This window comes from Anoxybacillus tepidamans PS2 (assembly GCF_000620165.1).
GTDB lineage: Bacteria > Bacillota > Bacilli > Bacillales > Anoxybacillaceae > Anoxybacteroides > Anoxybacteroides tepidamans_A.
The window spans coordinates 371,994-390,468 of record NZ_JHVN01000001.1; the positions used below are offsets into that span (position 1 = coordinate 371,994).

An 18,475-nucleotide genomic window follows, 5' to 3' on the forward strand; every position below is an offset into this window, starting at 1 on the left:
TTACAGCACCTTCTTCCCCGTTTTCGCTTCATAACGAATTTTTTCTTTTAATTTATTAATTCCGTAAATGAGTGCTGCTGGGTTCGGAGGACAGCCGGGAATATATACATCGACCGGAACAATTTGATCGACTCCTTTCACGACGCAATACGATTTCACGTATGGTCCGCCCGCTGTAGCACAGGAGCCCATGGCAATCACCCATTTTGGTTCGGGCATTTGGTCGTACAATCGGCGAACAATCGGCGCCATTTTCTTTGTTACCGTTCCCGATACAATCATCACATCCGATTGGCGAGGAGAAGTACGAAAAAAGGAACCGAAACGGTCTAAGTCGTAATGAGAAGAGCCGACTCCCATCATTTCGATTGCACAGCAAGCAAGCCCGAACGTCAACGGCCACAGCGAGTTGCTTCTCGCCCAAGCCTTCAATTGTTCGAGCGTTGTTAAAAAGACGTTGCGTCGCAATTCTTCCATCTCTTCTTCCGGAACATTAAGTAGTTTCACATCCATTTTAACACCTTCTTTTTCCAAGCATACACAAGTCCAATGACAAGCATGACAACAAAAATAAACATTTCAATAAGCGCAAACAAACCGAGACGGTCGTAGGCAACAGCCCATGGATAGAGAAAAACGGTTTCAACATCAAAAATAACAAATAGCAGGGCAAAAATGTAATAACGCACATTAAACTGAACGCGCGAATCATGAAACGGTTCGATTCCGCTCTCATATGTTGTCTCTTTTGCCGCATTTGGTGCATGTGGACGCAAAAGGCGTCCCGCCGTCAAAGCGACGACCGGAAGTAAAATTCCTAGACATAAAAATACAAAAACGATTAAATAGTTATTCAAATATACATTGAGCAAATTCCCGTCCGCCTCCTTGTCATATAGACTATTACAATTGTTTAAAATATCAAATAATTAAGAATTGTAATCGATATCATTATAACATTTATATCCAGAAGTGTCGACAGACCGACCAGTTTTACCAAGAGGAAATATTTTTATTTTTCAAACAAATAAAAAACAGGGGAAAATCCCCTGTTTTTTATCGTTTTTCCGCTATCTCTAATCGGTTGATGGCACGTCTTAAGGCAAGTTCGGCACGTTTGAAATCAATGTTGTCTTGCTTAGCCTGCAAGCGTTTTTCCGCACGTTCTTTCGCCGCCTTAGCGCGAACGACATCAATGTCTTCTGCTCTTTCCGCTGCCTGCGCTAGCACGGTTACTTTATCCGGACGAACTTCTAGAAAACCGCCGCTTACAGCAACAAATTCCGTTTTGCCGTCCTTTTTCAGACGCACAGATCCGATTTCAAGCGGAGCAACAAGCGGAATATGCCCTGGCAAAATACCAAGTTCACCGCTTTTTGCTTTCGTGCTAACCATTTCCACGTCCGCTTCATACACCGGGCCATCAGGAGTAACTACACTGACTTTAATCGTCTTCATCACAAAAGCCTCCCATGTCCCTTAATTAAACTTCTACGCCCATTTGTCTCGCTTTTTCAACCACTTCTTCGATGCGGCCCACTAAGCGGAATGCATCCTCTGGAAGATGGTCGTATTTTCCTTCCAAAATTTCTTTAAAGCCGCGGACTGTTTCTTTTACAGGCACGTAAGAACCTGGCTGACCTGTAAATTGCTCCGCAACGTGGAAGTTTTGCGATAAGAAGAACTGAATACGGCGAGCGCGATGAACGACAAGTTTATCTTCATCAGAAAGCTCGTCCATACCAAGAATTGCGATAATATCTTGCAACTCTTTATAGCGCTGCAACGTTTGTTGCACTTTACGCGCCACTTGATAGTGCTCTTCGCCAACGATCTCAGGCGCAAGCGCGCGAGATGTCGATGCAAGCGGGTCTACCGCAGGGTAAATACCCATCTCTGATAATTTACGCTCTAGGTTCGTTGTCGCATCTAAGTGCGCGAACGTTGTTGCTGGAGCTGGGTCTGTATAGTCGTCCGCTGGTACGTAAATCGCTTGAATCGATGTTACCGAACCAACAGCTGTTGATGTAATCCGCTCTTGTAATTGACCCATTTCCGTCGCAAGCGTTGGCTGATAACCTACCGCAGAAGGCATGCGTCCTAATAGGGCAGAAACTTCAGAACCTGCTTGCGTGAAACGGAAGATGTTGTCGATGAAGAACAACACGTCTTGTCCTTGCTCATCACGGAAATATTCCGCCATTGTAAGACCTGTCAACGCTACGCGCATACGCGCACCAGGCGGCTCGTTCATTTGTCCGAACACCATCGCTGTTTTGTTAATAACGCCAGAGTCTTTCATTTCATGGTAAAGGTCGTTACCTTCACGAGTGCGTTCACCAACGCCCGCAAATACGGAAATACCGCCGTGCTCTTGCGCGATGTTGTTGATGAGCTCTTGGATTAATACCGTTTTACCTACACCCGCACCACCGAACAGACCGATTTTTCCACCTTTGATATATGGTGCAAGAAGGTCTACAACCTTGATACCTGTTTCAAGGATCTCGACTTGTGTTGAGAGTTGTTCAAATTTTGGCGCTTGTTTGTGGATCGAATCACGGCGTGCATCTGCTGGAATTTCGCCATCTAGATCAATCGGCTCACCTAATACGTTAAATACGCGGCCGAGTGTTACATCCCCAACTGGAACAGAAATTGGTGCCCCTGTATCGATGACTTCCATGCCACGAATCAAACCGTCTGTAGAAGCCATCGCAATCGTACGAACAGTGTCGTCACCAAGGTGAAGGGCCACTTCTAGTGTTAAGTCAACGTCGACTTCGTTTTCGTTGCGCGCTTTATGTTGAATTTTAAGGGCGTTGTAAATCGCAGGAAGATGTCCGTTTTCGAACTTTACGTCTACAACTGGACCCATAACTTGAAGAACGCGTCCTTTTGTCATCGTTTTCCCTCCTAACTTGCTACTTGAACGTCTCTATGATGCATGCGCCGATGCTTTTTTATTGCAATGCATTGGCTCCTGCCACGATCTCCGTAATTTCTTGCGTAATCGCTGCTTGACGGGCGCGGTTGTATGAAAGCGTAAGCGTGCGAATAAGCTCTTTGGCATTGTCCGTTGCATTTTTCATCGCTGTCATGCGCGCTGCATGCTCACTCGCTTTCGCATCTAACAATGCGCCATAAATTAAGCTTTCTGCGTATTGTGGTAAAAGCACTTCTAAAATTTCTTCTTGCGAAGGCTCAAATTCATACGATGTTAATTTCTTTTCTGCAACCAGATCAGTCAGCGGCAGTAGTTTCTTTTCCGTCACATCTTGTTGAATCGCGCTGACGAAATGGTTGTAGTACATGTACAACTCGTCGAATGTGCCGTCAGCAAACATGCCTACCGTTTGGCTAGCAATGCGCTTAATATCAGCAAATGATGGCTGGTCCGGGAGCCCAGTAATATTTAAAGCAACGGGAATGTTTCGTTTTTGGAAGAAGTTTAATCCCATCCGGCCAATCGCAATGATCGCATACTCATCTGTCGATTTGTGGCGCTGTTGAATGGTTTGGTACACCGTACGAAGAATGTTACTATTGTAAGCGCCAGCTAGCCCTCTGTCAGATGTGATGACTAAATATCCCGTCTTTTTTACAGGGCGCTTTACAAGCATCGGATGGTTGCTTGAACTGCCTAATGCGATGTTCGCAACAACTTCTTGAATTTTCTCCATATATGGAACAAACGATTTTGCATTGGTTTCAGCGCGGTGCAATTTTGAAGCAGAAACCATCTCCATCGCTTTTGTAATTTGACTCGTTTTCTTCGTTGAGTTAATTCGTGTCTTAATGTCGCGTAATGATGCCAAAGGTTTTCACCACCTTTTTTGCGCTGAATCTATTGATAGAGATAAGGAACAGAAGCGCAACGTTCCTTCTGTTCCGCTTGTTTATTACTCGGAAACAACAAATGTTTTCTTGAAGTCTTCGATCGCTTTGTTGAAATCTTCTTCGCTCGGAAGATCTTTCGTCGTACGGATATGGTCAAGAATATGTTGACCATTTTGATCAAGCCATGCGAACAATTCTTTCTCAAAGCGGCGGATATCTTCAACTGGAATGTCATCTAAGAATCCGCGTGTTAACGCGTAAATAATCGCTACTTGCTTTTCTACTGGAATCGGCTCGTGCAATCCTTGTTTCAATACCTCAACTGTACGCGCACCGCGAGCAAGTTTTGCTTGTGTCGCTTTATCAAGGTCTGAACCGAACTGCGCGAATGCCTCAAGTTCACGATACGCTGCTAAGTCAAGACGAAGCGTACCTGATACTTTCTTCATCGCTTTAATTTGCGCAGCACCACCTACGCGCGATACGGAAAGACCCGCGTTGATCGCTGGACGCACGCCAGAGAAGAATAAGTCAGACTGCAAGAAAATTTGTCCGTCTGTGATTGAAATTACGTTCGTTGGGATGTAAGCGGAGATGTCCCCTGCTTGTGTTTCAACGAACGGCAATGCTGTCAATGAACCCGCGCCTTTGGCGTCGCTTAATTTCGCTGCGCGCTCTAAAAGGCGAGAGTGCAAGTAGAATACGTCCCCTGGATATGCTTCGCGGCCTGGCGGACGGCGTAATAATAGCGAAAGCTCACGGTAAGCAGCCGCTTGCTTCGATAAGTCATCATATACAACAAGCACGTGCTTGCCTTTGTACATGAAGTACTCACCCATTGATACCCCGGCATATGGAGCTAGGAATAGCAATGGAGCTGGTTGAGAAGCAGATGCTGTCACCACGATTGTGTAATCTAATGCGCCATGTTTACGCAATGTTTCAACGACGTTACGAACAGTCGATTCTTTTTGACCGATTGCAACATAGATACAAATCATGTCTTGATCTTTTTGATTCAAGATTGTATCGATCGCAACCGCCGTTTTACCTGTTTGACGGTCTCCGATGATGAGCTCACGCTGACCGCGGCCGATTGGCACAAGCGCGTCAATCGCTTTAATACCTGTTTGCAGTGGCTCATGTACCGATTTACGATCCATAACCCCAGGAGCTGGGCTTTCAATCGGACGAGTCTCTGTCGTTTCAACCGGGCCTAATCCATCAACTGGCTGACCTAATGGGTTGACGACACGACCGATCAATGCTTCGCCGACCGGAACCTCCATGATGCGGCCTGTACGTCTAACTTCGTCCCCTTCTTTAATGCCTGTATATGGTCCTAAAATAACGATACCAACGTTATTTTCTTCAAGGTTCAGCGCCATTCCCATGACACCGTTTGCAAACTCAACGAGCTCCCCTGACATGACATTGTCAAGGCCATGTGCGCGCGCGATACCGTCACCGACTTGGATTACCGTACCTACATCGCTCACTTTAATTTCGGACTGATAGTTTTCGATTTGCTTTTTTATCAGCGCGCTAATTTCTTCAGCTCTGATGCTCATGCATTTCACCCCTATCTACGAATCTTTAGCCAATAAGCTGGCGTTGTAGTCGTTCTAATTTTCCGCTGACGCTGCCGTCATAAATGCGGTTGCCGATGCGAAGCTTCACACCGCCAATTAAGCTTGGATCAATAACGTTATGAATACGAAGCGATGCCTTGCCCACTTTTGCTGCAAACACTTGAGAGAGCGCCTGTTTTTCGTCTTCTGTCAACGCCCGGACAGAATAAACTGTCGCCTCTGCAACGCCGCGCGCTTCGTTCACAAGAGCGATAAACTCTTCTGCAAGCTGTGCGACGATATCGATGCGATGGCGGTCAAGCAATAGCATCAGCGTATTTTGCAAAGTCGTTGACAATGCTGCAAACGTTTCTTTAATTAACGACTTTTTCTTTTCTAGTGATAACTTTGGATGAGTCAATACCGATAGAAACTCAGATTGTTCCGCAAATACTTGCTGGACCACGCGGATTTCTTCTTCGAACTGATCAAGGAGCTGCTGTTCTTTCGCGATTTGAAAAAGAGCTAACGCATAACGCTTTGCTACGACTTCTTTGTTCATCGCCCTTCTCCTACCTCTTGAATGTACTCATTGATCAGCTTCGCTTGATCTTGCTCGCTCAATTCTTTTTCAATCACTTTTGATGCAATCAATACAGATAAGGAAGCCACTTGTTCACGCAACGCAGCAACCGCTTGCTCTTTTTCGCGTTCGATTTCCTTCTTCGCTGCTTCTTTCAAGCGTTCAGCTTCAGAACGAGCCGCAGCAATAATTTGTTCTTTTTGCTCTTCGCCAAGCTTGCGCGCATTTTCAATGAGCGCTTGCGCTTCTTGACGCGATTGTTTTATAAGAGCTCGCTGCTCTTCAGCAAGCTTTTTCGCTTCTTGGTGATGCTTCTCTGCTTGTTCTATTTCGTTAGCAATATGCTCTTCGCGTTGTTTCATAATGCCCATTAATGGACCGAACGCATATTTACGGAGCAATGCTAATAAGATAATAAACATTAGTAATTGGAAAATAATATCGCCTGTATTGATGCCTGTATGATGCTCGGCAGCACCTAATAAAAACGTGTTCATACTTATTAACACCGCTTTTCACTCCCTTCAGCCGCTAAACTTTGAATAAAAAGGCAGGGTTTACATACACATAAAGGAATGGCGAAGGTGATCGTCTGCACGAACTTCGCCATCACAAATGAAATATTGATTATCGGTTCATAACGATGAATGAAATAACGACGCCGATGATCGGTAACGCTTCGACTAACGCTACCCCGATAAACATTGTTGTTTGAAGTGTAGGACGTAATTCTGGTTGACGAGCAATTCCTTCTACTGTACGACCAACGATTAAACCGTTACCAATACCAGCACCAAGTGCTGCTAAACCTACCGCAATGGCAGCTGCAATTAAATTCATTGTAAATATCCTCCTTCTATTTATACATGTATTTTTTGATAGAAAAGTTTATTTTTAATGGTCTTGGCTCACTTTATGTGCCATATAAACCATTGTTAACATTGTAAAAATAAACGCTTGGATACAGCCAACGAAAATACTGAATCCTTGCCATACGATCGTCGGAATCGCAGCGCCAAGCGCGCCGAATACTCCGCCGTTTGTAGCAAGACCCGCCAATAGCCCTAGCAAAATCTCGCCGGCAAAAATGTTACCGTAAAGACGCAAGCCCAACGTTAACGTGTTGGAAAATTCTTCAATAATTTTCAATGGGAATAAAAAGGCCATTGGTCTAAAGTAATCACGGCTATACTCTTTAACACCTTTAAGTTTGATGCCATAATAATGCGTCAAACCAACAATCATGACTGCGAGAGTCAACGTAATTGTTGGATCGGCTGTCGGAGATTTCCACCATAGGGTGTCCCCCATGCGGATGGAAAACGGAAGTCCTAACATGTTAGCCACAAAAATATACATGATGAGCGTAACACCTAATGTCAAAAAGCGGCCACCTGTTTGCCAATCCATCGTGCTGTTGATGATTCCCTTCACAAAATCAAACACCCACTCTAAGAAGTTTTGCATTCCCCGAGGGCGAAGCTGAAGGGATCTCGTTGCCGCAATGGCGATGATTAACACAATCAAACTTGTCACCGTTGTCATTAAGACGTTGGACAAGTTGAACGTTAATCCAAACAATTCATAAATCGGCGCTTTATGTTCCAACCGTTCTTCACCTCTCTTTCATGGATGTTGTTTATTTTTGCACAAAAGAAAATCTATTATAATGACAGTATAGGATGTCATTAATCCTATCACAACAGGAATAATGGAGAAGTATTGTGGGTATTCGACGGCGATAGCGGCTGCAAGGACAGCTGCTGCCAAGCGCGAAAATGTTCCGATGGAACGGACTTTTTTTCCTTGAGCGACCGCTCGTCCGAATTTTTCGACTTTCCGAGCCAGGTTCCACGAAAGGAAGAGGCTAATCACTGTGCCAAGAATCAGGCTCAAAAAGAAGGTTTTGTAGCTAGTGAATCCCCAGCCTAATGTGTAGAGAGACAACAGGTAAAATACGTATTTTTGTTGTCTTTGAAACATTTGCTGCATGTCATTACTCCTCTGGGAAATATTGACGGATTGAGCGAAGCATGGCGTATACGCCTGCGGCCAGTCCAACAAATAGGCCTATGATGAGAAAAATCGGGTCGGTGCCGAATTTTTCGTCAATCCATTTCCCACCAAAAATCCCTATTAAAATGGATCCAACTAATTGAGATACGATTGCGGACATTAAGCCGATCGCTTGGAGAGGATGACGCTGTTTAGGGCGCATACACATACATCCCTGCATAAAAGTTTTTTCACATAAGCCTCATGAAAACCTTATCATCATATCCCCTGTAAGCATACAATAGGGACAAGTCAATGTCAACGTGTTTAGCCAATAAATTCAAACAAATTATTAATATTTTGTGACATTTATTCATTTATTTTTTATATAATTATTGTATAATATAATATTTATTTTTTTCATTATTTATTTTTTCCCACTACATAAAAACGCCAAACATCCATAAAGGATGCTCAGCGTTTGAATAGCATATTATTTAGTTCCAAATAGGCGATCCCCCGCATCGCCGAGTCCCGGAACAATATAACCATGATCGTTCAGTTTTTCATCAAGTGCAGCAATATAGATGTCGACATCTGGATGTGCTTTTCTTACCGCTTCTACTCCTTCAGGCGCAGCGATAAGACACATGAATTTAATATTTTTTGCCCCGCGTTTTTTCAATGAATTGATCGCTTCAACCGCAGAGCCGCCCGTCGCTAACATCGGGTCGACCACAATGAAATCACGTTCCTCTACATCCGTTGGCAACTTGACATAATACTCAACCGGTTTTAACGTTTCCGGGTCGCGATACAGACCGATATGACCGACTTTTGCCGCTGGGATCAATTTCAAAATGCCATCTACCATTCCGATTCCTGCACGCAAAATCGGAATGATTCCTAGCTTTTTCCCCGCAATCACTTTTGACTTTGCTTTGCTGACTGGCGTTTCAATTTCTACTTCCTCAAGCGGAAGATCGCGCGTAATTTCAAACGCCATTAGCGTTGCAACTTCTTCGACTAGTTCACGAAATTCTTTTGTCCCCGTTTGTTTGTCGCGAATGTATGTAAGTTTATGCTGAATAAGTGGATGGTCAAATACATATACTTTGCTCATTATGTCTTCTCCTTTTTACTCAGGTTGCATTTCTTTACATTTTACCGAAAAAGTGACCTACGTTCAATAACGGCACCGGATGTGAGTGAAACGAATTTCACTGGATTCGTAACGTTTATCTTTTCATCAGAAGGTGCGTGACTTAGCAAACCTGTTCATTTACCAACTCTGTAGTGTTGCAAGGTGACATCAATGCGAACCAATTCATTTTACAACCAAAAAACAGCCCCGTATCTCTCATGCGATACGGGACGTTTGTGCTTATGCATATAGCGGGAATTTTTCAGTTAAAGCAGCAACGCGACGGCGCGCTTCTTCGAGTTTTTCTTCGTTATCAGCATTTTTAAGCGCAAGAGCAATGATGCTTGCAATTTCATCCATTTCTTCAAGACCGAAACCGCGGCTAGTAACCGCTGCTGTACCGATGCGGATGCCGCTTGTAACAAACGGGCTTTCTGGGTCGTAAGGAATCGTGTTTTTATTCACTGTAACTCCGATATCATCAAGCACTTTTTCCGCTACTTTACCCGTTAAGTTTAGCGAGCGCACATCAACAAGCAACAAATGATTGTCCGTACCGCCCGATACGAGCGTAAATCCTTCCTTAATTAACGCTTCAGCCAGACGCTTTGCGTTGTTGATAATGTTTTGCGCGTATGTTTTGAAGCTGTCATCCAGCGCTTCGCCTAATGCAACAGCTTTTGCTGCGATCACATGCATTAAAGGTCCGCCTTGAATACCTGGGAAAATTGATTTATCAATTTGTTTTGCAAATTCTTCCTTGCAAAGAATCATGCCGCCGCGCGGACCGCGCAACGTTTTATGTGTTGTTGTCGTTACAAAATGCGCATAAGGCACCGGATTTGGATGAAGACCTGCCGCAACAAGACCTGCAATATGCGCCATATCGACCATCAAATAGGCACCTACTTCATCGGCGATTTCACGGAATCGTGCAAAATCAATGACACGCGGGTAAGCGCTCGCTCCAGCAACAATGAGCTTTGGCTTATGTAAGCGCGCTTTTTCTAATACATCATCATAGTTAATGAGATGTGTTTCCGGATCTACACCGTACTCTACGAAGTTGTATTGAATGCCGCTGAAGTTGACCGGGCTTCCGTGCGTCAAGTGACCACCGTGCGACAAGTTCATCCCAAGAACTGTATCACCATGTTGTAAAACCGTAAAATAAACAGCCATGTTCGCTTGAGCGCCGGAATGCGGCTGAACATTCACATGTTCCGCACCAAATAGCTGTTTTGCCCGTTCGCGAGCCAAATCCTCAACAACATCAACGTATTCGCAGCCCCCATAATAACGACGGCCAGGATATCCTTCTGCGTATTTGTTTGTTAATACGGATCCTTGCGCCTCCATTACAGCACGGCTGACAAAATTTTCTGACGCAATCAGCTCGATTTTCGTTTGCTGTCTTTTTAATTCGTCTTGAATTGCTTGAAACACTTGCGGATCTTGTTGTGGCAAGTAGTTCATCACGTGCTCCCCCTTCTTTCGAGATATGAAAATATTCCTCTTTATTTTAACAACTTTTTAGTACATGATTCAAAGAAAAAATGAACAAAATCATTAAGATGTGCAAGAAGCATTCGGTTTTTCCTTTGAATACACGGCCCGAGCCCCGCCAATTAACTTCGGTCTCGTTTTCGCTAATGTCACATGGGCATGCCCGATTTCTCGAATCGATGTACGCACAGGCACAGCAACATGCTTCAAATGCATGCCAATGAGCGTATCACCAATATCGATACCCGCGTCCGCTTTAATAAATTCAACCACGACTGGATCGTCCATATGCTCATATGCATATTCTGCCATCGCTCCTCCTGCCGAGCGCACCGGAATGACTGAAACAATTTCTAAATTTTTAGCAATGGCTGTTTTCCTTTCAACAACGAGAGCTCGGTTTAAATGCTCGCAGCATTGAAACGCAAGCTGAACACCGGTTTGATTTTGCCATGCTTTTAGTTCCGCGAAAATCATTTCCGCAACTTCCGTGGTGCCCGCGGTACCGATCTTTTTTCCGGTCACTTCGCTCGTGCTGCAGCCAATGACAAGAAGATGCTCAGAAGCAAGGGGGACTTGCTGTTGAAATTCTGCTAAAATCGTTTGCCACTGCTGCTTCCATTGCGAAAGCATTTTTCATTCTCCCCCTTTTTATAGACGTTCTTGTTCATATTTCTCAATTTTATTGACTCGATTAGCATGGCGGCCGCCTGCAAATTCTGTCGTGAGCCAAACTTTGGCAATCTCTCGCGCCAAACCAGGGCCAATGACGCGCTCCCCCATTGCTAATACGTTACTGTCATTATGTTCGCGCGTCATTCTAGCGCTGTAGAGGTCATGAACAAGCGCACAACGCACTCCCTTCACTTTATTGGCAGCGATCGACATACCAATTCCTGTACCGCAAATTAAAATGCCGCGATCGACTTCCCCGCTGGCTACCTTTTCAGCAACCGGAACTGCATAATCTGGGTAGTCGACCGACCCTTCGCACTCACAGCCTAAATCGATATACTCAATCCCCATTTCCTCCATAAGTTTTTTAATTTCTTGACGAATGTTCATTCCGCCATGATCAGATGCAATCGCTACTTTCACCGTGTTTTCCTCCTTACTTTGTTTTGCCGGCGGTGATAAAAAAGCCGCCCTTGTTTTTCATTTTAGCGACAAAAGGCGACTTTTTCATTAACTTATTATGTTCCTTTATCTTACACAAAAACGCTCAATCGTATTTTTTAAATTTTGCGCTTGTTCAGCAAGCTCCCCTACTAGTTTATTGACATGGTGGATTACCGTTGCCTGTTCTTGTGTCGCAGCCGTCACTTCAAGAGCCCCTGCCGACGTTTCCTCAGCGATCGCAGCCACTTCCTGTGACTGAATCGATGTTTTTTCAATATGTTTCATTTGTGCTTTCACTAGTTCGGCAATTTGGTGAACGGCATTAGCAACTTCATGAATAGAGTTCGTCATCTCTGTAATCGCTTGATTCGTATCATTTCCTTTTTCCGCCTCTTCATTTGCGGCCTTTACTTGCTCATTAATTTGGGCCACGACATGGACGACTTCCTTTTGGATATTTTTAATCAATTCAGAGATCCCTTGCACAGCCCGGGCGCTTTCGTCAGCTAATTTCCTCACTTCCTCAGCGACAACAGCGAAGCCTTTCCCATGCTCGCCAGCGCGGGCAGCCTCGATTGAAGCGTTAAGCGCTAATAAATTCGTTTGGCCGGCGATATCGCCAACAAGCGAAATAATATTTTCTACTTCTTTTGCATGTTGCTCAAGACGATGCACAGCACTTAAAGAAGCTTGATTATTGCGCGCTAAAAGTTGAATGCCGTTAACAAGCGAATGGATGACTTCCTTGCTCGTATGAAGAGTATCTACCATCTCGATCGCAAGCTGCTCTGATTGTTCCGCTTTTTTCTGAACCTCGTTCGCAATTTTTAATACATCTTCTACAGATTCAGCTGTCGTCTGCATTGAAACAGCAGAATCGGTTGCCCCTTTAGAGATTTCCTCAATCGTTCGGGTAATACTTTCCGAGCGCTCGACAGCAACACTGGAAGCATTCGTAATTTCAACTACTTTTTCGTTCGTATGAGCAAAATTCTCTTCAATATTTTGTACCATCATTCGCAAATTTCTTAACATTTCATTAAAAGCAAGCCCTAATGCGCGAATCTCGTCATCAGATTTCGCTACCGGCACATCTTGATCAATTTTTCCGTTTGCTGCTTTGATCGCTGCCTGCTTAAGCTGATGCAGCGGTCGCGTAATAAAACCAGAAGCTACATAAGCAAGAACCCCGGACCAGAAAATTCCAAGCAGCAATACCACGATAGTGAATACGCTTTTATTAAATGCACTGAAAAGAAAATCGTATAATACATAAATGAATACCGCGCTTGTAGAATAAGTAATGATCGCTAAAATCGTCGTAAACACAACCAACTTTAGCCGCAAGCTAAACCGATACTTCTTTTTATCATCCATTATCTATATCCCCCTTATATCCCACTATAGCTTTTGAACGAGTTGTTCGATTAGCTGTTCCAGCTCCTCCCTCGTTTGGCGATACATTTCGACGGAACCGCCAAACGGATCGACTACATCCCCCTCTTGTCCAGAAACAAATTCTTTAAACGTAAACGTTTTGCCCTTTGCTTCCGGAAACCGCTCAATAACATGCTGCTTATGACCGGTCGTCATGGTTAAAATATAAGTAGCCCAATCAACATCTCCCTTTTTTAAGAAAGAGGAACGGTGGACGATTTTAATCCCCTTCTCTACAAGGACTGTTTTTGCATGTTCAGAAGCATCGCTTCCTTCATTGGCAAATACACCTGCAGATTTGACTTCTACATGCGAAAGCTGCCTACTTTTCAGCAACGCTTCTGCCATTGGACTGCGGCATGTGTTTCCTGTACAGACAAATAGAATCCGAATCGACATAATAACCCCCTTATCGCTAAGAACTTTATAACATTATTATAATAGAGTCCGTTTTTTAAAGTATATCACAAAAAAAGGCAGCAAATAGCTGCCTTCCTAAAGAGGAAACATTAACTTTAATCCAAACACTAAGAGAATAGCGCCTCCTAGTACCTCGCTATAAACACCGAGCCAATGTTGAAAACGATGCCCTAACAATAACCCGGCCCAAGTAAGAAGCATGCTAAAAAAGCCAAATAGAAAAATTGTCAATAATGTGCGCGCGCCGTAAATTCCGAGGCTCAACCCAACAGAAAAACTATCTAGGCTGACGCTAAGGGCAAAAAAAATTAAACCAAGCCCAACTGGTGAAATAAGGGGACCGCTATCCTGTTTAAAAGAAGCGATGATCATTTGCAGACCTAATAAAAGCAGGAGTGCACCACCGATGTATGATGCGATGCTGCCAAATCGCTCGGATAAAAACCGTCCAACAAAAATACCTAATAAAGGCATCACAATATGGAAAATTCCAATGGTGAATCCTATATAAAACATTTGCTTTAAACGCAAACGAAAAAAACCCATCCCTAATCCTACAGAAAACGCGTCCATGCCTAATGCAAATGCCACCATGCATAATGTTATAAGTTCCCCCACTACTGCATGCATTTTGTTCCCTCCCCGGACTTGCCTCATTGGTAACATATGCAAGTCCTAGAGGGTTTAGAATGGTTATTTTTCACGAATCAACTGATAACCCGCTGCTTTATTCAGCCGGTTCATAATCGCTGTGCCAATTCCCTCTTGAGGAAATCGTTCGCTATAGATGACCTCTACATCCGTTTCATCGAACGCTCGAAGCGCTCCGTATAAACAGCTCGCCACTGTATACAAATCCGCCCTTTTTCCGCACGCAAGCACGACATCAGCTTTGTAAAAATGCTCGTGTTCTTCGGTCGTTAATACCCCTACTTTCTTTCCAAGGGCGCGCTGTTGATCGACAAGCTGCTGCAAAAAAGACGGACTGCCGTCCACGATAATTAACGGCGATTTCGGTGCATAATGCGTATACTTCATTCCCGGTGATTTTGGAACCTTGTCTCCGGCGAATAAGGCGGCATCCATGTTCACATGTCCAATTATTTTTTCTAGTTCCTCTTTTGTGACGCCTCCCGGACGCAAAATCGTCGGAATTTCAGCTGTGCAATCCAAAACGGTCGATTCCACTCCGATCCCTGTCACCCCGGCATCCACTACACCGGCAATTTTTCCGTTTAAATCGGTCAACACATGCATCGCACTTGTTGGACTTGGCCTTCCTGATAAATTGGCGCTCGGAGCCGCAAGAGGGAGACCGCTTTCTTGAATAAGAGCCAGAGCTACTGGATGGTCGGGCATACGGACTGCGATGGTCGAAAGTCCTGCTGTCACCTCGTCACAAATAACGTTTTCTCTCTTTTTTAAAATCAATGTCAAAGGTCCCGGCCAAAAATGCTCAATTAAAGTATTAGCAACCGGCGGGATATCAACAGCAATTTCTTCAAGCTGTTTGCGATCTGCAATATGGACAATCAGCGGATTGTCGCTCGGACGACCTTTCGCTTGGAAAATTTTTTTTACCGCTATTGTTGATGTGGCGTTCGCCCCTAATCCATAAACCGTTTCAGTAGGAAAAGCAACCACTTCATTCTCTCGAAGCAGCGTGGCAGCTTGTGAAATTTGTGAGTAACTGCCTTTTTTGTCCACAGCATTGTCCACAATCCAAACTTTCGTTTCCACTCTACTCACCACCATGATTAATATCATTACGCGTAAAGAAATCTACTCTTCTATCAATATTTCTGCAGATACAATCATCATAAATAAGAAAAAAGAACGGCACTGCCGCTAAATTTTATCCACAATTTGTGAATAACTTATTGTTTTTTGTTTATAACTTTGTGGATATTATTATGTTTTTTTGCACATATACCTTACTTATCCACAATCATGCTAAGGCAAAATCTTCTCCAACAACTCAGCAAAGAAAGATTTGACTTCCACTTTTTCTTCCTTTTCGTTTACGACAAAATCGGAAGAAGACATCATATCACTAGATGGTCCGGACGTACTAAGCGCTGGCGGGTTTTTTTCTTTCTCCGATTTTGGCGCCGCTGTTTCATTTTCTCTTTTTTCCTTTGTCTCTTTCTTCGTTGCCTGTACTGCGTCACTATTTGAAAAATCTAGAAAACATAGAGGCGGAAACAGCACACACCACCAGTTCGCCCCTTTTCCCTCGCCAAGGGTAATTAAAACTGCTTCATACTCACCTGCTGGATAAATGTAATTTCCGTAAATTTTTGTTGGAAAATGAACATTTCCAAATTGAACATGGTAAGCTTGATCGCTATGCTCCTCTTGCAATACCTTTGCCACCGTTTGTTCGATATCAGGCAAATGCGATTTAATGACTTGCTTCGCTTGATCGAAAGAGCTTAAATCCGCCACCCACTTATTAATCTGAGCATTGACTGCATCGCGAACCTTTCGCTTTAACGCTTGATCTTTATCGGAATCGCTGTTAGCTAAAATGCGAAGCCGAATCGCCTCATTCGGAATCATCACTTGCGCGTTCGCTCCGGCTTCCGTTTGCTGGCCATATACGTTGACAAGCACACCAATCATCAATAGAAATATATATAAAATAATTGCAATTTTTCTCATTTGTTTGCACCGTCCTTTCATTCATCATTTTGGACAGCACAAACTATTTTTAAACTATGAATCTAAAAAAATGCAAAAATAAATTCTAAAATATCATTTTCTTTATTTGCTAGCAGCGTGGCAGCTCATATAAAAAAGAAAAATAGCCCCCTCGCTCTTTGCTCCTTTCATTCGTTGGAGGGCTATAGGTGCTATTTTCATTCATCATTGCTCTATTTCCGCACAAACAATCCGGTCTTTTCCATTAATATCAAAAACAACATCAACTCTTGCTTGTGGGAATGTTTGTTTTAGCAGCTCAGCTACCGCTTTTCCCTGCCCCGCACCGATTTCAAATGCAACAAGAGCACGTTTTTTTAAGACAAGCGGCAATTCATTCATAAAACGGCGATAAAAATCAAGACCGTCTTTTCCTCCAACAAGCGCCCTTAGTGGTTCATGGTTTTTCACAACAGGCGAAAGGCAAGCAATGTCACCTTCGGGAATATAAGGGGGATTGGAGACGACGACATCAACTTTGCGTTCCGCCTGAATGAGCGGCTGCAACAAATCCCCTTGTAAAAAATCGATTTCCGCCCCGAAGCGGTCAGCATTTTCCTTCGCCACCCGCAATGATTCACGGGAAATATCGATCGCGCTTACAAGCAAAGCCCGATTTTCTAGCGCAATAGTTATCGCAATGGCTCCGCTGCCCGTTCCGACATCGACCACATCAATTGCTTCTTGTTGCGGAAAAAACCGCTCGATCCGTTTCAACACTTCGTCAACGAGCTCTTCTGTTTCCGGCCTTGGAATTAGAATTTCCCGATTGACAAGAAACTTGCGTCCATAAAATTCTTCTGAACCAATAATGTATTGTACCGGTATATGCTCATAGACATGTTTTTGTACATCTTGAATGAACACTTGCTTAACACGTTCATTCATCTCTTCCCGCAAGCACGCGAACAGTTGTGCCCGCGTTATTCCTAAATGATGAAGCATTAATAGCTCCGCTACCCGCGCTTCTTTTCCGTTCTCTGTTAAAAAAGAAGAAGCCCAATGAAGGACTTCGTAAATTTTGTTATGATTCATGGTTCGCCTGCTCCAGCTTCTTCGACTGGTCGTCTAAAATTAGTGCATCAATGATCTCATCAAGCTTGCCTTCTAATATTTGATCGAGTTTTTGCAATGTTAGACCGATACGATGATCGGTTACGCGGTTTTGCGGAAAATTGTAAGTTCGAATACGCTCAGAGCGATCTCCCGTTCCCACCGCCTGCTTGCGCGTTTGGTCGTACTCAGCGCGCGCTTCTTGTTGATATTTATCGTAAATGCGAGCGCGCAATACCTTCATCGCTTTTTCTTTGTTTTTAATCTGCGATTTCTCATCTTGGCAAGAAACAACGATTCCTGTTGGAATGTGCGTTAAGCGCACCGCTGACATTGTCGTATTGACACTTTGCCCACCTGGACCGCTCGAAGCGAAGGTGTCGACGCGAATGTCTTTTTCGTTAATTTCAATTTCGATCTCTTCCATTTCCGGCAAACAAGCCACCGTGGCTGTCGATGTATGAATGCGACCGCCTGATTCCGTTTCCGGTACACGCTGAACACGATGGGCGCCGTTTTCAAACTTTAATTTAGAATAAGCTCCTTTTCCGTTAATCATAAAGATAATTTCTTTATAACCGCCCAATCCGGTTGGACTTGCTTCGATCACTTCCGTTTTCCAACCTTGCGACTCAGCATAGCGCGTATACATACGGTACAAATCGCCGGCAAACAACGCGGCTTCTTCACCACCAGCCGCACCGCGAATTTCCATAATAACGTTCTTATCGTCGTTCGGGTCTTTTGGCAACAGTAATACCTTTAACCTTTCGACAAGCGCTTCTTCGCGCTCCTCGAGTTCACTAATTTCCTCTTTCACCATTTCGCGCATTTCAGGATCCAATTTTTCTTCTAACATCGCTTTTGCATCTGCAAGCTGCTCGCGAACTGATTTATACTCCCGATAGGTATGCACCGTTTCCTCTAAGTCAGCTTGTTCTTTTGAATAATCGCGGAGCTTTTTCGGATCATTGATTACTTCTGGATCCATTAATAGTTGATTCAATCGTTCATAGCGCTCTTCTACCGCTTGAAGACGTTCAAACACGTGATTCACCTCTGCCTTTGTCCATAACACAGTCTAATTTATAATTATACTACTGT

At 43.9% G+C, this 18,475-nt stretch carries 23 protein-coding genes; all 23 read right to left on the reverse strand.

Annotated elements, in window-relative coordinates; translation table 11 throughout:
• The 23 genes from N667_RS0102040 to prfA all read right to left on the reverse strand — a co-directional run bounded on the left by N667_RS0102040 (position 1) and on the right by prfA (position 18,419).
• Entirely contained in the window at positions 1-513 is a 513-nt protein-coding gene (locus N667_RS0102040; protein ID WP_027408015.1) for a NuoB/complex I 20 kDa subunit family protein, read from the reverse strand.
• Positions 504-872 (reverse strand): NADH-quinone oxidoreductase subunit A, encoded by a 369-nt coding sequence (locus tag N667_RS0102045; protein ID WP_027408016.1) that lies wholly within the window; start codon positions 870-872, stop codon positions 504-506. Before N667_RS0102045 ends, N667_RS0102040 begins: the two co-directional genes overlap by 10 nt.
• Positions 873-1,056: 184 nt before the next feature.
• The gene (locus N667_RS0102050; RefSeq protein ID WP_027408017.1) at positions 1,057-1,458 is read right to left on the reverse strand and encodes a F0F1 ATP synthase subunit epsilon; all 402 of its coding nucleotides are present in this window, start codon (positions 1,456-1,458) and stop codon (positions 1,057-1,059) included.
• Between the two features lie 25 nt (positions 1,459-1,483).
• Positions 1,484-2,905: a F0F1 ATP synthase subunit beta gene (gene atpD, locus N667_RS0102055; protein ID WP_027408018.1), complete on the reverse strand. Its 1,422-nt coding sequence runs from the start codon at positions 2,903-2,905 to the stop codon at positions 1,484-1,486.
• Positions 2,906-2,963: 58 nt separating this feature from the next.
• Positions 2,964-3,818 (reverse strand): F0F1 ATP synthase subunit gamma, encoded by an 855-nt coding sequence (locus N667_RS0102060; RefSeq protein WP_027408019.1) that lies wholly within the window; start codon positions 3,816-3,818, stop codon positions 2,964-2,966.
• A gap of 84 nt (positions 3,819-3,902) precedes the next feature.
• Complete coding sequence (gene atpA / locus N667_RS0102065) at positions 3,903-5,411, reverse strand: F0F1 ATP synthase subunit alpha (protein WP_027408020.1); 1,509 nt, start codon at positions 5,409-5,411, stop codon at positions 3,903-3,905.
• A 25-nt stretch (positions 5,412-5,436) separates the two neighbouring features.
• Positions 5,437-5,973, reverse strand: coding sequence for a F0F1 ATP synthase subunit delta (locus N667_RS0102070; RefSeq protein ID WP_027408021.1), 537 nt, complete (start codon positions 5,971-5,973; stop codon positions 5,437-5,439).
• Positions 5,970-6,491, reverse strand: coding sequence for a F0F1 ATP synthase subunit B (gene atpF / locus N667_RS0102075; protein WP_035097770.1), 522 nt, complete (start codon positions 6,489-6,491; stop codon positions 5,970-5,972). The genes N667_RS0102070 and atpF overlap by 4 nt, the downstream gene beginning before the upstream one ends.
• A gap of 130 nt (positions 6,492-6,621) precedes the next feature.
• Complete coding sequence (atpE, locus tag N667_RS0102080) at positions 6,622-6,834, reverse strand: F0F1 ATP synthase subunit C (RefSeq protein ID WP_027408023.1); 213 nt, start codon at positions 6,832-6,834, stop codon at positions 6,622-6,624.
• Positions 6,835-6,888: 54 nt separating this feature from the next.
• Positions 6,889-7,602 carry a F0F1 ATP synthase subunit A gene (gene atpB / locus N667_RS0102085; protein ID WP_027408024.1) on the reverse strand — a complete coding sequence of 238 codons (714 nt, stop codon included), beginning with the start codon at positions 7,600-7,602 and terminating at the stop codon, positions 6,889-6,891.
• Between the two features lie 18 nt (positions 7,603-7,620).
• On the reverse strand, positions 7,621-7,986 hold the full coding sequence (locus N667_RS0102090; RefSeq protein WP_035097773.1) for an ATP synthase subunit I: 366 nt from the start codon (positions 7,984-7,986) through the stop codon (positions 7,621-7,623).
• A gap of 4 nt (positions 7,987-7,990) precedes the next feature.
• Complete coding sequence (locus N667_RS0102095) at positions 7,991-8,212, reverse strand: AtpZ/AtpI family protein (protein WP_027408026.1); 222 nt, start codon at positions 8,210-8,212, stop codon at positions 7,991-7,993.
• A 270-nt stretch (positions 8,213-8,482) separates the two neighbouring features.
• Positions 8,483-9,112 (reverse strand): uracil phosphoribosyltransferase, encoded by a 630-nt coding sequence (upp, locus tag N667_RS0102100; protein WP_027408027.1) that lies wholly within the window; start codon positions 9,110-9,112, stop codon positions 8,483-8,485.
• Between the two features lie 261 nt (positions 9,113-9,373).
• Entirely contained in the window at positions 9,374-10,609 is a 1,236-nt protein-coding gene (gene glyA / locus N667_RS0102105) for a serine hydroxymethyltransferase (RefSeq protein ID WP_027408028.1), read from the reverse strand.
• 93 nt (positions 10,610-10,702) lie between these two features.
• Positions 10,703-11,272 (reverse strand): TIGR01440 family protein, encoded by a 570-nt coding sequence (locus tag N667_RS0102110; RefSeq protein WP_027408029.1) that lies wholly within the window; start codon positions 11,270-11,272, stop codon positions 10,703-10,705.
• Between the two features lie 18 nt (positions 11,273-11,290).
• The gene (rpiB, locus tag N667_RS0102115) at positions 11,291-11,737 is read right to left on the reverse strand and encodes a ribose 5-phosphate isomerase B (RefSeq protein WP_027408030.1); all 447 of its coding nucleotides are present in this window, start codon (positions 11,735-11,737) and stop codon (positions 11,291-11,293) included.
• A gap of 105 nt (positions 11,738-11,842) precedes the next feature.
• Positions 11,843-13,135 (reverse strand): methyl-accepting chemotaxis protein, encoded by a 1,293-nt coding sequence (locus tag N667_RS0102120; protein WP_027408031.1) that lies wholly within the window; start codon positions 13,133-13,135, stop codon positions 11,843-11,845.
• A 24-nt stretch (positions 13,136-13,159) separates the two neighbouring features.
• Entirely contained in the window at positions 13,160-13,594 is a 435-nt protein-coding gene (locus N667_RS0102125) for a low molecular weight protein arginine phosphatase (RefSeq protein WP_027408032.1), read from the reverse strand.
• A 96-nt stretch (positions 13,595-13,690) separates the two neighbouring features.
• Complete coding sequence (locus N667_RS0102130) at positions 13,691-14,245, reverse strand: manganese efflux pump MntP family protein (RefSeq protein ID WP_027408033.1); 555 nt, start codon at positions 14,243-14,245, stop codon at positions 13,691-13,693.
• Between the two features lie 63 nt (positions 14,246-14,308).
• Complete coding sequence (locus N667_RS0102135) at positions 14,309-15,355, reverse strand: L-threonylcarbamoyladenylate synthase (RefSeq protein WP_027408034.1); 1,047 nt, start codon at positions 15,353-15,355, stop codon at positions 14,309-14,311.
• Between the two features lie 213 nt (positions 15,356-15,568).
• Positions 15,569-16,279: a stage II sporulation protein R gene (spoIIR, locus tag N667_RS0102140; protein ID WP_027408035.1), complete on the reverse strand. Its 711-nt coding sequence runs from the start codon at positions 16,277-16,279 to the stop codon at positions 15,569-15,571.
• Between the two features lie 204 nt (positions 16,280-16,483).
• Positions 16,484-17,353 carry a peptide chain release factor N(5)-glutamine methyltransferase gene (gene prmC, locus N667_RS0102145; RefSeq protein WP_027408036.1) on the reverse strand — a complete coding sequence of 290 codons (870 nt, stop codon included), beginning with the start codon at positions 17,351-17,353 and terminating at the stop codon, positions 16,484-16,486.
• The gene (gene prfA, locus N667_RS0102150; RefSeq protein WP_027408037.1) at positions 17,343-18,419 is read right to left on the reverse strand and encodes a peptide chain release factor 1; all 1,077 of its coding nucleotides are present in this window, start codon (positions 18,417-18,419) and stop codon (positions 17,343-17,345) included. The genes prmC and prfA overlap by 11 nt, the downstream gene beginning before the upstream one ends.
• Between the last annotated feature and the right edge of the window lie 56 nt (positions 18,420-18,475).

Coding starts and splice junctions, on each gene's coding strand:
- N667_RS0102040 (WP_027408015.1), bottom strand. CDS start 513: ATGGATGTGAAACTACTTAATGTTCCGGAAGAAGAGATGGAAGAATTG.
- N667_RS0102050 (WP_027408017.1), bottom strand. CDS start 1,458: ATGAAGACGATTAAAGTCAGTGTAGTTACTCCTGATGGCCCGGTGTAT.
- atpD (WP_027408018.1), bottom strand. CDS start 2,905: ATGACAAAAGGACGCGTTCTTCAAGTTATGGGTCCAGTTGTAGACGTA.
- atpA (WP_027408020.1), bottom strand. CDS start 5,411: ATGAGCATCAGAGCTGAAGAAATTAGCGCGCTGATAAAAAAGCAAATC.
- N667_RS0102070 (WP_027408021.1), bottom strand. CDS start 5,973: ATGAACAAAGAAGTCGTAGCAAAGCGTTATGCGTTAGCTCTTTTTCAA.
- atpF (WP_035097770.1), bottom strand. CDS start 6,491: ATGAACACGTTTTTATTAGGTGCTGCCGAGCATCATACAGGCATCAAT.
- atpE (WP_027408023.1), bottom strand. CDS start 6,834: ATGAATTTAATTGCAGCTGCCATTGCGGTAGGTTTAGCAGCACTTGGT.
- N667_RS0102090 (WP_035097773.1), bottom strand. CDS start 7,986: ATGCAGCAAATGTTTCAAAGACAACAAAAATACGTATTTTACCTGTTG.
- N667_RS0102095 (WP_027408026.1), bottom strand. CDS start 8,212: ATGCGCCCTAAACAGCGTCATCCTCTCCAAGCGATCGGCTTAATGTCC.
- upp (WP_027408027.1), bottom strand. CDS start 9,112: ATGAGCAAAGTATATGTATTTGACCATCCACTTATTCAGCATAAACTT.
- glyA (WP_027408028.1), bottom strand. CDS start 10,609: ATGAACTACTTGCCACAACAAGATCCGCAAGTGTTTCAAGCAATTCAA.
- N667_RS0102110 (WP_027408029.1), bottom strand. CDS start 11,272: ATGCTTTCGCAATGGAAGCAGCAGTGGCAAACGATTTTAGCAGAATTT.
- N667_RS0102120 (WP_027408031.1), bottom strand. CDS start 13,135: ATGGATGATAAAAAGAAGTATCGGTTTAGCTTGCGGCTAAAGTTGGTT.
- N667_RS0102125 (WP_027408032.1), bottom strand. CDS start 13,594: ATGTCGATTCGGATTCTATTTGTCTGTACAGGAAACACATGCCGCAGT.
- N667_RS0102130 (WP_027408033.1), bottom strand. CDS start 14,245: ATGCATGCAGTAGTGGGGGAACTTATAACATTATGCATGGTGGCATTT.
- spoIIR (WP_027408035.1), bottom strand. CDS start 16,279: ATGAGAAAAATTGCAATTATTTTATATATATTTCTATTGATGATTGGT.
- prmC (WP_027408036.1), bottom strand. CDS start 17,353: ATGAATCATAACAAAATTTACGAAGTCCTTCATTGGGCTTCTTCTTTT.